General features: G+C 73.2%; 17 protein-coding genes. 3 read left to right on the top strand and 14 right to left on the bottom strand.

Annotated features, from left to right (window positions below; translation table 11 throughout):
- Positions 1–261 (bottom strand): hypothetical protein (locus ACTIDRAF_RS34550; RefSeq protein ID WP_211215379.1); only part of this gene is annotated, 261 nt, incomplete at its 3' end.
- A 244-nt stretch (positions 262–505) separates the two neighbouring features.
- Positions 506–691 (bottom strand): DUF3073 domain-containing protein, encoded by a 186-nt coding sequence (locus ACTIDRAF_RS0218580; RefSeq protein ID WP_016700230.1) that lies wholly within the window; start codon positions 689–691, stop codon positions 506–508.
- 183 nt (positions 692–874) lie between these two features.
- Here ACTIDRAF_RS0218580 and ACTIDRAF_RS0218575 point away from each other — a divergent pair, with 183 nt between their 5' ends.
- Positions 875–1768: a DUF8083 family protein gene (locus ACTIDRAF_RS0218575; protein ID WP_016700229.1), complete on the top strand. Its 894-nt coding sequence runs from the start codon at positions 875–877 to the stop codon at positions 1766–1768.
- On the opposite strand, the gene ACTIDRAF_RS0218570 is transcribed toward ACTIDRAF_RS0218575, so the two are convergent.
- From ACTIDRAF_RS0218570 to ygfZ, 4 genes are all read right to left on the bottom strand, one after another.
- Complete coding sequence (locus ACTIDRAF_RS0218570; protein WP_211215378.1) at positions 1761–2720, bottom strand: asparaginase; 960 nt, start codon at positions 2718–2720, stop codon at positions 1761–1763. The genes ACTIDRAF_RS0218575 and ACTIDRAF_RS0218570 overlap by 8 nt on opposite strands.
- Before the next feature lie 75 nt (positions 2721–2795).
- Entirely contained in the window at positions 2796–3371 is a 576-nt protein-coding gene (locus ACTIDRAF_RS0218565; protein ID WP_016700227.1) for an RsiG family protein, read from the bottom strand.
- Positions 3372–3460: 89 nt separating this feature from the next.
- Entirely contained in the window at positions 3461–4318 is an 858-nt protein-coding gene (locus ACTIDRAF_RS0218560) for a beta-keto acid cleavage family enzyme (protein WP_016700226.1), read from the bottom strand.
- Between the two features lie 98 nt (positions 4319–4416).
- On the bottom strand, positions 4417–5589 hold the full coding sequence (gene ygfZ, locus ACTIDRAF_RS0218555) for a CAF17-like 4Fe-4S cluster assembly/insertion protein YgfZ (RefSeq protein ID WP_016700225.1): 1173 nt from the start codon (positions 5587–5589) through the stop codon (positions 4417–4419).
- 236 nt (positions 5590–5825) lie between these two features.
- On the opposite strand from ygfZ, the gene ACTIDRAF_RS0218550 reads away from it, so the two are divergent.
- Positions 5826–6683: an aminodeoxychorismate lyase gene (locus ACTIDRAF_RS0218550; RefSeq protein WP_016700224.1), complete on the top strand. Its 858-nt coding sequence runs from the start codon at positions 5826–5828 to the stop codon at positions 6681–6683.
- A 203-nt stretch (positions 6684–6886) separates the two neighbouring features.
- Here ACTIDRAF_RS0218550 and ACTIDRAF_RS0218545 read toward each other — a convergent pair whose 3' ends face one another.
- From ACTIDRAF_RS0218545 to ACTIDRAF_RS29695, 8 genes are all read right to left on the bottom strand, one after another.
- A complete protein-coding gene (locus ACTIDRAF_RS0218545) occupies positions 6887–7525 on the bottom strand; it encodes a heme-binding beta-barrel domain-containing protein (RefSeq protein WP_016700223.1) in 639 nt (212 codons plus the stop codon).
- Positions 7526–7820: 295 nt separating this feature from the next.
- The gene (locus ACTIDRAF_RS0218535) at positions 7821–8120 is read right to left on the bottom strand and encodes a DUF1416 domain-containing protein (RefSeq protein WP_016700221.1); all 300 of its coding nucleotides are present in this window, start codon (positions 8118–8120) and stop codon (positions 7821–7823) included.
- A 2-nt stretch (positions 8121–8122) separates the two neighbouring features.
- Positions 8123–8965 carry a sulfurtransferase gene (locus tag ACTIDRAF_RS0218530; RefSeq protein WP_016700220.1) on the bottom strand — a complete coding sequence of 281 codons (843 nt, stop codon included), beginning with the start codon at positions 8963–8965 and terminating at the stop codon, positions 8123–8125.
- 29 nt (positions 8966–8994) lie between these two features.
- A complete protein-coding gene (locus ACTIDRAF_RS0218525) occupies positions 8995–9465 on the bottom strand; it encodes a DUF4395 domain-containing protein (protein ID WP_016700219.1) in 471 nt (156 codons plus the stop codon).
- A gap of 134 nt (positions 9466–9599) precedes the next feature.
- Positions 9600–9677: a putative leader peptide gene (locus ACTIDRAF_RS35605; protein ID WP_425359127.1), complete on the bottom strand. Its 78-nt coding sequence runs from the start codon at positions 9675–9677 to the stop codon at positions 9600–9602.
- A gap of 172 nt (positions 9678–9849) precedes the next feature.
- A complete protein-coding gene (locus tag ACTIDRAF_RS0218520) occupies positions 9850–10344 on the bottom strand; it encodes a thioredoxin family protein (protein WP_016700218.1) in 495 nt (164 codons plus the stop codon).
- A complete protein-coding gene (locus ACTIDRAF_RS0218515) occupies positions 10345–11136 on the bottom strand; it encodes an LmeA family phospholipid-binding protein (protein ID WP_016700217.1) in 792 nt (263 codons plus the stop codon).
- Complete coding sequence (locus ACTIDRAF_RS29695; RefSeq protein WP_157163128.1) at positions 11133–11924, bottom strand: alpha/beta hydrolase family protein; 792 nt, start codon at positions 11922–11924, stop codon at positions 11133–11135. The genes ACTIDRAF_RS0218515 and ACTIDRAF_RS29695 overlap by 4 nt, the downstream gene beginning before the upstream one ends.
- A 136-nt stretch (positions 11925–12060) precedes the next feature.
- Here ACTIDRAF_RS29695 and ACTIDRAF_RS0218505 point away from each other — a divergent pair.
- The coding region (locus ACTIDRAF_RS0218505) for a winged helix-turn-helix transcriptional regulator (RefSeq protein WP_026066254.1) at positions 12061–12818 on the top strand (758 nt) is incomplete at its 3' end.

The raw sequence follows: 12818 nt of genomic DNA, 5'->3' as shown, positions 1-12818 counted from the left end.
GGATCCGCCGCCGTGGGGCGGCAGGCCGCCGTCAGGGCGCCGGCCGACCAGGTAGTGCCCGGCCCCGCGCACAGGCCCGGCGCGGACGGGGAGGGGCACGGGGAACCAGAACACCGCCGGTACGCCGTCGTCGGCGCACGGGCCGGCACCCCGAGCACCCGCGGCCGGGCCGGCGGGGTCACCAGGCGAGCCGGGACGTCCCCGGTGGATGTGCGGGACCAGGGGAGCGCGTCGACGCCGCGACTGCGCGACCTCCCGCACCAGGACATGCGAAATCGCCGCCGCACCGAAGCCCGGTGGGCGGACGGCACCGGACCAGCCCGGGCATCACGCGCGACAGGACCAGGTTTCTCACCTGGTCCTGTCGCGCGTGGTGCTTGCTGCTCCGGCAAGGCCCCGTAGTACAAGGACCCCGGACCCGTGACGAGACCCGACCGATTCGAGTGGCTGCCACAACACCCCCACGGGGTTCACACCCCGTCGTTCGGTTGAGCAGCCAACCGAATCAGCGGCGGTAGTCGTCGTACCAGTCGTCGTACGAGTCATCGGGTCGGTCGTTGTCCGACCGGTCGCCAGAGGACCCGGTGCCCGACAGCTCGCGCTGCAGGGCATCGAAGTCCGTGGCGGGGGTGTTGTACTTGAGCTCCCGGGCCACCTTTGTCTGCTTGGCCTTCGCTCGGCCGCGCCCCATGGCTCGACCCCCTCGCACAGGAACGGGGCGGCCGGGGGAACGGCGGCCCCGTATCGTCTCGACAGCTTTTCCTGCCCACTACCGTACCGTGACTGCCGGGGTAGATGCGACGTGGCATCCGTTCTACGTGACGCAGTCCCCACCGCTCGCCCCCACCGTCCCTGCTCATGACAGGATTTGCTCGTGCCTCGTCCGTTCGTCGCCTACCTCCGGGTGTACGAACCGTTGTCCGCCTTCCACGGGGAGTCACGCTCGGCCGTGGAACGGGCGTTGCGGGACGGCCCGCTCGACCCGGGAACCGTGGGCGACTGGGAACGCGAACTGTGGTTGCGTTCACAGACGTCCCAGCCGCGCCGCCTGCTGCCCCTCGACGGCCCGGACGGAGCGGACCCCGGGCAGCACGTTCCGGGTGTTCTGGTCCTCGACCCGGAGGACGTCGCCGGATACCCCTCGGTGGAGGTCGGCCCAGGCCCGCTCGTGTGCCCGCAGGACGTCCGCGCCAGGGCCGCCGCCGGCCTGGTCGGGTTCCTCGGCAGCGCCAGTCCCCCGCTGCTGCGCGCGGCGGTCGACGTGCCACCCGAGGTGGCGCGGGCGCGGGCGACGGCGGCGGTTTCCGGGGTGCTGGGCGGCGCCGTCCACGTCGTCACGGCGACCTGGCGGGTCCCGTTGCCGTGGTTCGCGCTGGTTCGGCAGGAGGAGCGCCAGGTGGTGCTGACTCCCCTGGGGGACGCCAACCGGCGGGTGTGCTGGCGGGTACCGATGCTGAGCGCCGTGGAACGGGCCGAGAAGGCCCGGCAGCGGTTGGAGGACACGCTCGGCACCGACGGGCCGGCGGCGCTGCTCCGGGACACCTCCCGCTGGCTGGACCACTTCGACCCGGGGTCAGCGGTGGAGCTCGACTACGGTGGGCTGGTCCAGCTGCTCGACGATGACACGCTCATCCACGACACCTCGGCGGCCGACGTCCAGGAGGCGCTCGCCGCGCTCGGCGGTGAGAACCCGGAGGAGGTCGCCATCCGGTACGAGAAGCTGCGGGACTTCTGGACCGAGGTGGCCACCCGGGAACGGCTCAACTGAGGACGCCGGGGAGCAGCCGCACCGAGCCGACCTGACGGCCACCGCCCTCGACGGGGACCTCCGCCAGCTCCGCCAGTTCCCGCGTCCAGGGCGCTCCCAACGCGCGGAGCGCGCCCACGCCGACGGGCTGCCGGGCACGGGAAGCCCCGTCGTCGATCTTCAGGGCGGCCGCCCGCCCGTCCGGCAAGGCCAGTGCCCACGCGCCTTCGGCGCCGATCTTGCACAGCAACCCCGGGACCGCCGACATCAGCAGGGTGTCCTCGCGGCCGGTCCCGGCCACCAACCGGGGGTGAGCGCGCATCGCGTGCGCGATCCGCGCCTCCTGGCTGCCCGGCGGCGCGGTGACGAGCCGGGAGTAGGCCCGGGCCAGTCCGGTGAGGGACAGGGTGAACAGGGGTGCCCCGCACCCGTCGACCCCGGGCGGCCCCGGGCGCTCACCGGTCAGCTCGGCGATGGTCTCGGACACCGCCGCCGTCAGCGGGTGGTCGACGGACAGGTAGTCCTCGGTCGGCCAGCCGTTGTGGACGCAGGTGGCCAGCATCGCCGCGTGCTTGCCGGAACAGTTCATCGTCACCGCCGCCGGCCCGCCGCCGGCCGCCAACACCCGGTCCCGGGCCGCCGGGAACAGCGGGAGGTCCGGCGGGCAGCGCAACGCGGCCTCGGTCAACCCGTAGGTGGCCAGCAGCCCCCGCACCCGGGCCACGTGGTCGGGCTCACCGCTGTGCGAGGCGCACGACAGCGCCAGGTCCGCGTCCGAGAGGGGGGCGAATCCGCTGCGCAGCATGGCGAGCGCCTGGAGGGGCTTGTTGGCCGACCGTGGCGAGACCGGGGCCAGGACCTCCCCGAGGCTGCCGGCGTCCCGTCCCGCCGCGTCCAGCAACGCCACCGAACCGTGGTGGACGCTCTCCCGAAAACCTGACCTGACGACCTCTACCAGGGGCACACTCACCACCCGGATGCTACGGAACACCGCCTACTGGGCTCGCCACTCGGTCGCGCCGACGACCAGCTCCGCCACCGGGCCAGCTCAGCCGGGCTCCTGACCGGGGGTGTGCCGTTCCCTGGCGAGCAGCTCGTCGACCGAGGCCCTGCCCTCCCGGTACCTCCGGGCGATCTCCTCGTTGAGGGTGTCCACCACGGTCTGCACCTGGCGGCGGCGCAGGGACACCGACTCCTCCTCCGCCGAGTACCCCTCGGCGGCCTCCGCCAGCTTCTCGTCCGGCAGCGAGGTGACGTCCGAGAGGTCCACGTCGGACACCAGCGCCTCGACGTGGCGGCGGTGGGACTCCGCCCTGGAGGGCTCCGGGTTCTGGTAGCGCCCGGACCCCGTCGCCGGGCCGATCGCGTTGCGCGACAGGATCAGGGCGAGCTGCTCCACCACGGACGCGGAACCGCCCTCGGTGCGCCGCCGCTGCTCGGCCACCACGATGTCGATGCGGGCGTGCAGCAACCGGCGCAGGTACGACAGGTCCGTCTCCTCCTGGGCCGCCTCGTCCCGCAGTTCACGGACCTCCGCCAGCGACCTGTCACGAACGCCGGTCAGGTAGTCGGGGGCCAGTACGCGGTCGATCCTCCTGCGCCCGCCTGGTCGTACCTCGATCATGTCGACACCTTCAGCCTCATCGTCGTGCCCACCCAAGTGCGGTCCTGCGGTCACCCGCCGGGCCGCTCGCCGTCCGGCGCGTCCACGGGTCAGCCGCCGTCCACGGCGCGTACTCCGAGGAACTCGCGTGCCGCCGTGGGGGAGAGCGGGGGCCGCTGCGCGATCCTGGCCAGGCCGGCCGCCCTGGCCACCAGTTGTGCATTGTCCCGCACCCGCTCGCCGGCGGCATAGGACAATGTGCCCTGCATACCCACCCGGAGGTGCCCGCCGACGGCGAGGCCGGCCAGCATCACCGGCAACCCCACCCGTCCGAGGCCCATCACGGACAGGCTCGCCCCCGGGGGGAGCAGCCGGGCCGCGGCCACGACGGTGTCCGCGTCGCCGGGCATGCCACCGGGAAGCCCCATCACCAGGTTGACGTGGACCCGGCCCGCGGGCGGGCCGTGCTCGACCAGCAGCCGGCGCAGGGCCGTCAGGTGACCCAGGTCGTACGCCTCGTACTCGGGGACGATGTCGCGATCCCGCATCCGGCGGTGGCACTCGACCACGAAGGGCCAGCGGTTGGCGAGAACGTGGTCTCCCACGTTGACGGACCCGAGGGGGCAGGACGCCATGTCCGGCATCGCCTCCAGCACCCGGAGCCGCTCGTCCTCGTCGGTCGAGCCCACGGCACCGGTGGCCAGCTGTACCACCAGCGTCGTCTCCTGGCGGAGGGCGGAGACGGTGTCGATCAGCCGACCCAGGTCCAGGGACGGCTCGCCTCGCGGGTCCCGCACGTGCACGTGCACCCTGCTCGCCCCGATCTGCTCGCAGTTCCGCGCCGTGGCCACCAGCTCGTCCAGGGACACCGGCAGGTTCGGGACCTCGGCGGGGCGGTGGACCGAACCGGTAGGGGCGACCGTGATGATCGTGCCGGGCTTGGGCGGCCGCGCCGTCGGAGAAGCCATTCCGGCATCTTGGCACAGGCGGCGGAACGCGATCGAGAAGCCGCCCCGCCAAGATCAAGACAGCGGGGCGGGGCGGCCTCGCCGCTACGCCGGGCGGCTCAACCCCGCAGGCGCTGCGCCGCGACCCGCCCCGGCGGTTCGCCGGTCTCCGGCGGCACGGAGTCCGGATCCACCGCTGCGGCGACCTCCCGTTCGGGGATGCCTGCGGTGAGTTCACGACCGACCGGGACCGACCGCTTGACCAGGGCCAGCGCGATCGTGCCCAGCTCGTGGTGGCGGGCGACGGTACCGACCCGGCCCACCGACCTGCCCTCCGAGGTCACCGGGTCGCCCGGCTCCGGCAGCAGCTCCGGAGTCCCGTCGAGGTGCAGCAGCAGCAGACGGCGGGGCGGACGGCCCACGTTGTGCACCTTCGACACCGTCTCCTGGCCCCGGTAACAGCCCTTGGCGACGTGGGCGGCACCCCCGATCCAGCCGAGTTCGTGCGGAATGCTCCTACCATCGGTGTCCAGCCCCGCCCTGGGGCGGAGCGCCGCTACCCGCAGCGCCTCGTACGCCCAGCTGCCCGCCGGACGCGCGCCGAGCTCGCCGAGACGGCGCCACCAGTCGAGCAGCTCGCCCCTCGGCACGAGCAGGTCGGCCGTCGGTGCGGTGCGCCAGGGCACCACCCGGACCACGCCACCTCCCGGGAGGGCGGCGACCGGGTGCTGGTTCGCGTCGGACGGCGCCGGCGGAACGGAGCCGAGGACGCCCTCCAGGATCGCGGGGACCTCCGGCCCGATGAGCGACAGGACCGCGTACTCGTCGCTGGCGTCCCTCGGCTCCACCTTCGACCAGAAGCGCATCTCCTCCAGGTACTGGAGCACCGGCTGGTCTGGCTGCTGGCGGGCCCCGGTCACGGTGCTCCCGGGATCGGTGTCCATCCACACACAGCCGTCGAGGTGGGCGAGCAGCAGGTGCGTCTCGACCCGCCCCTGGCTGTCGAGGATGAGCGCCTCCGTCCCGGCCCCCTCGGGCAGCTCGGTGACGTGCTGGGAGATCAGCAGGTGCAGCCAGCTGAGCCGGTCCTCGCCGGGGACCGCGATCACCTGCCGGTGGGAGCGGTCCACCACGACGGCGCCGGTCTCCGCGGCCCGCTGCTCGACGAAGGGATCACCGAAGTGCCAGGGCACCGCGCTGTCCGGCGAGTCGTCCGGGGCCGGCACCGCCTTCGGCAGCTCCAACAGGGGAGAGCGGTAGGTGGTCGGGGACCCGCTGGTCGGGTCTGCCATGAGTTCAGTCCTCCGATTCGGTGGCCGCGAGCCCGTCGGGAACCGGAAGCCCCGGCGCGGTTCGTCGGGCAGTGGGCACGGCGACCTGCCGTGGGAGCCGCGCCGTGACGGGCCGGGCCGTCCCCGCGAGGCCCACCCGCCCGATGGTAACCACCTCCGGGCCGCGCCCGGGGAGGTCGCCGGGGCGGCCCGACCGGCCACCGGGTGAGGTCGCCGAGGTCGTATCGTCTGCAGCCATGACCGTGCTGGCGCTGTTGGACGGAACGATCGTCGACCACACCGCCCCACTGCTGCGAGCCGACGACCTGGGGCCGCTGCGCGGGGACGGCGTCTTCGAGACCATCCTGGTCGTCGACGGTCGCCCGCGTGAGCTGGGCCCCCACCTGGACAGGCTGGCCCGCTCGGCGGCGCTGCTCGACCTCCCCCTGCCACCGAGGCAGGACTGGGAACGGGGTGTCCACGCGGTGCTGGGGGCGTGGCACGAGCCGGGGGAGATGGCGCTCAAACTCGTGTGCACCCGGGGCGTCGAAGGCGGTGACGGCACCCCGACCGCCTGGGCGATGGGCGTCGCCGTCGCCCCCGAGGTGCTGCGCAGGAGGGAGCAGGGCGTCGCCGCGATCACATTGGACCGGGGGTACGCCCCCGATCTGATGACACGGGCGCCGTGGCTGCTGCTGGGGGCGAAGACGCTCTCCTACGCCGTCAACATGGCCGCGCTCCGGGAGGCGGCCCGCCGCGACGCCCACGAGGTCGTCTTCGTGGCGACCGACGGGAGCGTGCTGGAGGGACCGACGTCAACCGTCGTGATCGCGGAGGGACGCCACCTGCGCACCCCGCCACCGGACAGCGGCATCCTCGTCGGCACCACCCAGCTGGCCCTGTTCCGGGCGGCCGAACGGGCCGGGTTCACCACCAGCGTGGAACCGGTCGGCGTGGACGAGCTGACCGCCGCGGACGGTCTCTGGCTGGTGTCAAGCGTCCGCCAGTTGACCCTGGTCAGGACCCTGGACGGGCGTGAGCTGCCGGACACGGGGACGCGGGCCGCGCTGCACGCCGAACTCACCGACCTGCTCGCCGCGGAGTACCGGATGTGAGCCGGGGGAGGGCGGCGCGGTGGTCCCGGCCGGCCCCGGAGGCCCGGCGTCGACCCCGAGGGTGGTCGGGCCGTGGGAGCGAGGTGCCGGGGCCCGGCCCCGGTGGCCGGGCGTCTCCCGGGAACGGCGGCCAGAGCACCCCACCGCTTCCGGTCAGCAGGAGCGCCCGGTGGGCACCCGGCCGCTCCGGCGTGGGGGCTCGGTCAGCCGACGACGCGGCGCAGCCGGGCCGAGATGTGCGGCTTGGGCGGCTGGCCGGCCAACGACCGCTCCTCGACATAGGCGAGGTCGCCGTCCTCGACGATGCCGTACAGCCGGTGGGCCGAGCTGACCTCCTCCGCCGACGCGGTCCGCAGCACGGTGTCGGTCGTCAGCTCCCAGGACGTCTGGTTGCGCTGCCGCCCGTAGAAGAGCTCCATCACACCACCGGAGTGGGCCAACAGCAGCTCGATGGTGTCGTCCGGCTGCGGACGCCACCAACCGACCTCCCGGGCTCCCGGGCCGATCAGCTCGCCGTCCGAGTCCAACAACCAGGAACGCGCCTCGTAGTAGAGGAACGGCCGGCCGTCGTGGGCGAACGTCACCTGCTGGCGGTACTGGTAGGGCTCGTCGAGCGACGGGTGCTCCGCAACGCCGTCACCGCGCCACACCCCGACCAGCGGCAGCAGGGACAGGCAGGCGTCGTTGAGGTTGGGTCCGAGCCGCAGGTTCGCGGTGTCCGGGGTCGACGGCAGGTCGTCGAACTCGGGGATGTTCCGGTCCCGCGTGCTCGCGGCGCGCTCCTCGGCCTTGCGCACCGCCTCGTCACCACTGCGGGTCCCGGGCTGGTCTGGCGTCGACATAGCTACTTCCGCGGTCCCGGGTCAGCGCTGGTCGGAGTACAGCCGGTAGATGACGTACACGGCGAACCACAGTACGAGCACCGTGGCGAGCCCCAGCAGACCGGTGAAGAACCATTCCCATCCCACACGCCGAGCATACCCATGACGTTCCGGGCACGACGACAAACGTAGGCAAGGTCATGGTGGACCGGCCCCCGGCGGGGCCGCCGGACCGGGACCCGACGTGACACCGCCCGGGGAGGCACCAGCCGGTCGAGCGAGCCCACCCGGCCGGTGCCCCTTCCGGCGGCCGTGCTCAGCTCAGCACGACGTCCGTGCGGTGGACGCCGACACCGTCCGCGGTGACCAGGGCCTCGCCGGTCCCGGCACGGTGCAGGGCCCGCACCCGCCAGGCCCCCGGGGCCGCGTAGAAGCGGAAGTCACCGCTGCCGGCCGAGACGACCTCCGCCGTGAACTCGCCCCCGCTGTCGAGCAGCCGGACGTAGGCGCCACCCACCGGTTCGTCACCGGCCAGCACCCGACCGGTGACGACGACCTGGTCCCCGCTGTCCCGAACCGGCTCGGCCGACTGCTGGGGAGCTCCACATCCCTCCATCGTCAGGACACCTCCGAGGGGTTGGCGACGGGCACCCCGACCAGCGAGCCGTACTCGGTCCACGACCCGTCGTAGTTCTTCACGTCCTGGTGGCCCAGCAACTCCCGCAGCACGAACCAGCTGTGGGAGGAGCGTTCGCCGATCCGGCAGTAGGCGATGGTCGGCCGGGAGCCGTCGAGCCCGGCCTCCTCGTACAGCGCCCGGAGCTCCTCGTCGGACTTGAAGGTCCCGTCCTCGTTCGCGGCCTTGCTCCAGGGCACGTTGATCGCGCTGGGGATGTGACCGGCCCGCTGGGCCGCCTCCTGCGGCAGGTGCGCCGGCGCCAGCAGCCTGCCGGCGAACTCGTCGGGGGAGCGGACGTCGACGAGGTTCTTCACGTTGATCGCCTCGACGACCTCGTCGCGGAACGCCCGCAGCGAGAGGTCCTGCTCGGAGGCGGTGTAGGTGGTGGCCTCCCGGACCGGGACCTCCTTGGTCAACTCCCGGCCGTCCAGCTCCCACTTCTTGCGGCCGCCGTCGAGCAGCCGCACGTCCTGGTGCCCGTAGAGCTTGAAGTACCAGTAGGCGTACGCGGCGAACCAGTTGTTGTTGCCGCCGTAGAGCACCACGGTGTCGTCGTTCGCGATGCCCTTCTCCGACAGGAGCTTCTCGAAGCCCGACCGGTCCACGAAGTCGCGTCGGACGTGGTCCTGGAGCTCCTCCTTCCAGTCCAACCGGACGGCGCCGGGAATGTGGCCACCGTCGTAGGCGGTGGTGTCCTCGTCCACCTCGGCGAACACGACCCCCTCGGTGTTCAGGTTCCGTTCGGCCCATTCGGTCGAGACCAGGACGTTCTCGCGGCTCATCTGGCGGCTCCTCGGTGTTTCGGTGGGTACTAGGGGCTGTCGGTCGTGGGGTGTCCGGTCGGCTCGGCGCGCGTGCTCCTCGCGAGGACGGCGCGCCGGACCAGCGCGTGCAACTCGCACCCGAGGCAGAGACCGAACACCGCGTTGAGCAGGGCGGCGGTCAGGGCGACGGCGGTGGCGGCGACACCCAGCGACGTGAGTCCGCTCGCGTAGCCGATCAACCCGAGCAGGGAGAAGGCGAAGCCCACCCCCTGAGCGAACCGGAGCGGACCGCTGTCCTCCCGGTTCACGTCCGACCGCAGCCTGGGCTGGATGGTCCGCCGGTAGACGTGCCCCCACGGGTTCAGCCGCAGGCTCACGAACGCGCACATCGCGAACAGCACCACCTGCGCGGCCAGCAGGCGCCAGCTCCCGGTGAGCAGGACGACTCCCAGGACCACACTGGTCACCAGGGCGGAGAACCGCGCACCGCGCGGGTCGACGGTCTGCTCAACGGACATGCTGGCCTCCTGACGGTGAGACGACATCTCGGCGAAGTCCGTCAGGGGCGGTGGGGGCGACCCGCGCGCGGAGGCACGGCGTGGCTGGTGGGCCACCGCTCGTGCCGCGCGGCTGGGCTGCTGCTACCGCCCGGTCAGCAGGTGCGACACAGGCTGCTCGCGACGCGGCACAGGTCGACCGCGCGTCGCTTGGTCAGCAGCAGTACAGGCACGGGATCGAGGTTACCCGAACGCCCGGGACGCGGGAAGGCTTCCCACCATCCGAAACGGGTGTTCACGCGACGGCCGCTGGCGCGCCGGACCGGGTCAGGGCCAGCGGCGGGCCAGCACCGCCCCGGTGCTCGTCGTGGTCCGAACAGGAGCGGCCACCCGCCCGGGGGAGGCTCAGGCCGGCCCGGCGGGGGGAGGGGACGCCGCCAGCAGCGGAGCCAGCGCCTCGGCGAGCGCCTCCTGCTTCGGGACACCGGTGAAGCGGAACGCCTCGCTGCCGTCGGCCCGCAGCACGAGCGTGGTCGGCGTCCGGCTGATCCGGAGCCGTTCGCCGACCTCCGGTGCGGTGGCCAGGTCGAGCTCGGTGTGGCGGAGCCCGGGAGTGGACCGGGCGAGGCGCGCCAGCACGACCCTGGTGTGCCGGCACGGTGCGCAGAAGGTGCTGGAGAGCTGGACGAGGGCCACGGTGGCCGGGCGCCCGTCCTCCTCCGGGCCCGCGAGCAGGCGGGCGGCCAGCTCACGGACGCGCTCCGGTACGCCTGTCACCGCGTTCTCCCCCCTCCGGGCCACCGTGCGAGGCCGGCCCTGCCGTGCCCGGTGGACCACTCCCAGGCCGCCGGCGGCGGCGAGGGCCGCGAGCAGTCCGACCAGGCCCGTGTCCAGCGCCACTCACCCGTTCCGGATCACCACGTCGGTGGCGGAGCCGGCCACCAGCAGCGCTCCGCTCTCCACCCGCACCGCGGTGGGGGTGACGTCGAGCGGCAGGTTGCCCGCCTCCACGGTCGTGCTGAACGAGCCCAGCAGGGACTGCTGGAGCTGGGGAGCGAGTTCCACCGGGCCGGTGCCGCCCGCGTCGACCGCCAGCCGGCTCGGGGAGATCCGCACCTGGGTGCCGCCGGTGAGCGAGATCGTCCCGATCACCGAGACCTCCACCTGTTCCCCGGCCAGGTCGATGGTCCCGGTCAGCTGGACGGCGGCGGTGGTGGCGTCCCCGGCCGAGGAGGCCTCGTCCCCGGCCTCCTCGGCCCCGCCTCCGGCCTCCTCGACCTCCTCAGGGGGTGCGGGTTCGATCCGCAGGTCAGGGATGCCGATCACCCGGCCGAGGTCGCTGGCCCGCAGGCGGACCCGCCCCTCGACCTCGTCGATGCGCACCTCCTGGAGGGAGCCGCCGATGACGTCGGACAGCGAGAGCCGGACGTGGCGGAGGGTGGCCTCGACACCCACGTCGCGCAGCTCACCGACCGGGACCCCGTTCGCCGAGACCTGGACGTCCCGGAAGTCGCCGGCCGCCGCTTGGGTGAGGAACGGGAAACCGTTGACCCGCACCTCCGGGTCGTCGGCGAGGCCGAGGACGTGGCGGAGACGGTTGGACACCTGGTATTCGGCGGCGGCGGCCGCGCCGAAGTCGGCGACCACGAGCAGCCCGGCCAGGATGACGATCGCGATGACTAACTTTTTCAACCGGACATTCCCGTCTTGATGAGGTGGCGGTGGCGAGGCGGCGGAACCGCGTGGTGGAGCAGCCACTGGGCGACCCGGTCGGCGAGGGCGGGGGTCATGCCCCCCTCGCCGTGCCCCATGTCCCGTTCGAGCCACAACTCGCCGTGTTCTCCGGCGGCGTCGTGCAGCGCCACCGCGTGGTCGGAGGGCAGGTAGTGGTCCCGCTCCCCGTGCAGGAGCAGCAGCGGCGTCGGCGCGACCCGGTCCGCCAGCTCGACGGGGGAGAGCGGCACGTCCCGCCACGGCTCGCCGAGCCGCACCCCCAGCGACCGGGCCACCAGTCTTCCGGCCGGCTGTTCCAACAACCAGTGCACGCGGCGCATGGGAGCGGTGTCCCGGACCCACCACCGGGCGGGGCCGCTCACCGCGCAGACGGCCTGGGGCCGGTGGGCGGGGTCGCTCAGCGCGGTGTGCCGCAGCACCACGGCGGCGCCGAGGGAGAAACCCAGGGTGGCGACGTGCCGGAAGCCGCAGTTGCGGGCGAACTCCACGCCGGCGGCGATGTCCAGGACCTCCCGGTCGCCCACGCTCGTGGTGCCCTCGGAACGGCCGTGCCCTCGGAAGTCGAAGGCGAAGACCGCCGCGTGCCTGGCGAGCCGGCGCAGGAGGCGGTCCATCGCCGGGGTGGCACTGTGGTTGGTGAAGCCGTGCGCGACCACGAGGGCGGTGTCGGCACGACCGGGGGGCGGGCAGCCCGCCGAGGGCCCCGGCAGGTGTACGCCGCGTAACCGCACGCGATCCCGTGTCACGGCTGTGACATGCGCGGTCAGCTCTCGTTTCGAGCGGGTCACGGTGCTTATACTCCCTCATGTTCGGAGGGCAACGAGGCCTGGTACGCCGGTCGTGACGTTGCTCGCCGTGGCCGGCACGAAGGGAGGCCACGGCATGGCTGGTTTCGAGATCCTGCTCCTCACCTCCGCCACGAACCCGCACGCCGTCCTACCGGCGCTGTCGCTGCTGCCGCACTGGGTGCAGGTGGCTCCCCTGGAACCCCTCGCGCTCGTCGACCGAGGGGCCAGCGACCTCGTCCTGGTGGACGCCACCACCGACCTCGCCGAGGCGCGGCGCCTCTGCGCCCTGCTCGAGGGGGCCGGTGCCGAGTCGCCGGTCGTGGTGATCGTCCCGGAGGGGGGCCTGGTCGCCCTCACCGAGGAGTGGGGCGTCGCGGACTTCCTCCTCCCCACCGCCGGACCGGCCGAGGTCGAGGCGAGACTCCGCCTGGTCCGTGGCCGGGGTGGACGCCAGCGGGACGGCGACGGCGACGTGGTCGCCTTCGGTGACCTCGTCATCGAGGAGTCCACCTACACGGCCAGGTTGCGCGGACGCGCGCTCGAACTGACCTACAAGGAGTTCGAGCTGCTCAAGTACCTCGCGCAGCACGCGGGCCGCGTCTTCACCAGGGCCCAGCTGCTCCAGGAGGTCTGGGGTTACGACTTCTTCGGCGGAGCCCGCACGGTCGACGTGCACGTCCGGCGGCTGCGGGCGAAGCTCGGGCCCGAGCACGAGCAGCTCATCGGAACCGTCCGCAACGTCGGCTACAAGTTCGTGCGCCTGGGCTCGGCGCGGGCGACCAGGGCGGAGGAGACCGCCGTCGCGCCGCGGCCGGCGGCCGCCCGCCCCGAACGGAACGCGGTGCCAGCCGG

The sequence above is a fragment of the Actinoalloteichus spitiensis RMV-1378 genome (assembly GCF_000239155.1).
GTDB classification, from domain to species: Bacteria; Actinomycetota; Actinomycetes; order Mycobacteriales; family Pseudonocardiaceae; genus Actinoalloteichus_B; species Actinoalloteichus_B spitiensis.
Note: the sequence above shows the minus strand (reverse complement) of the source record. Positions and strands in the feature narration are given on the sequence as shown.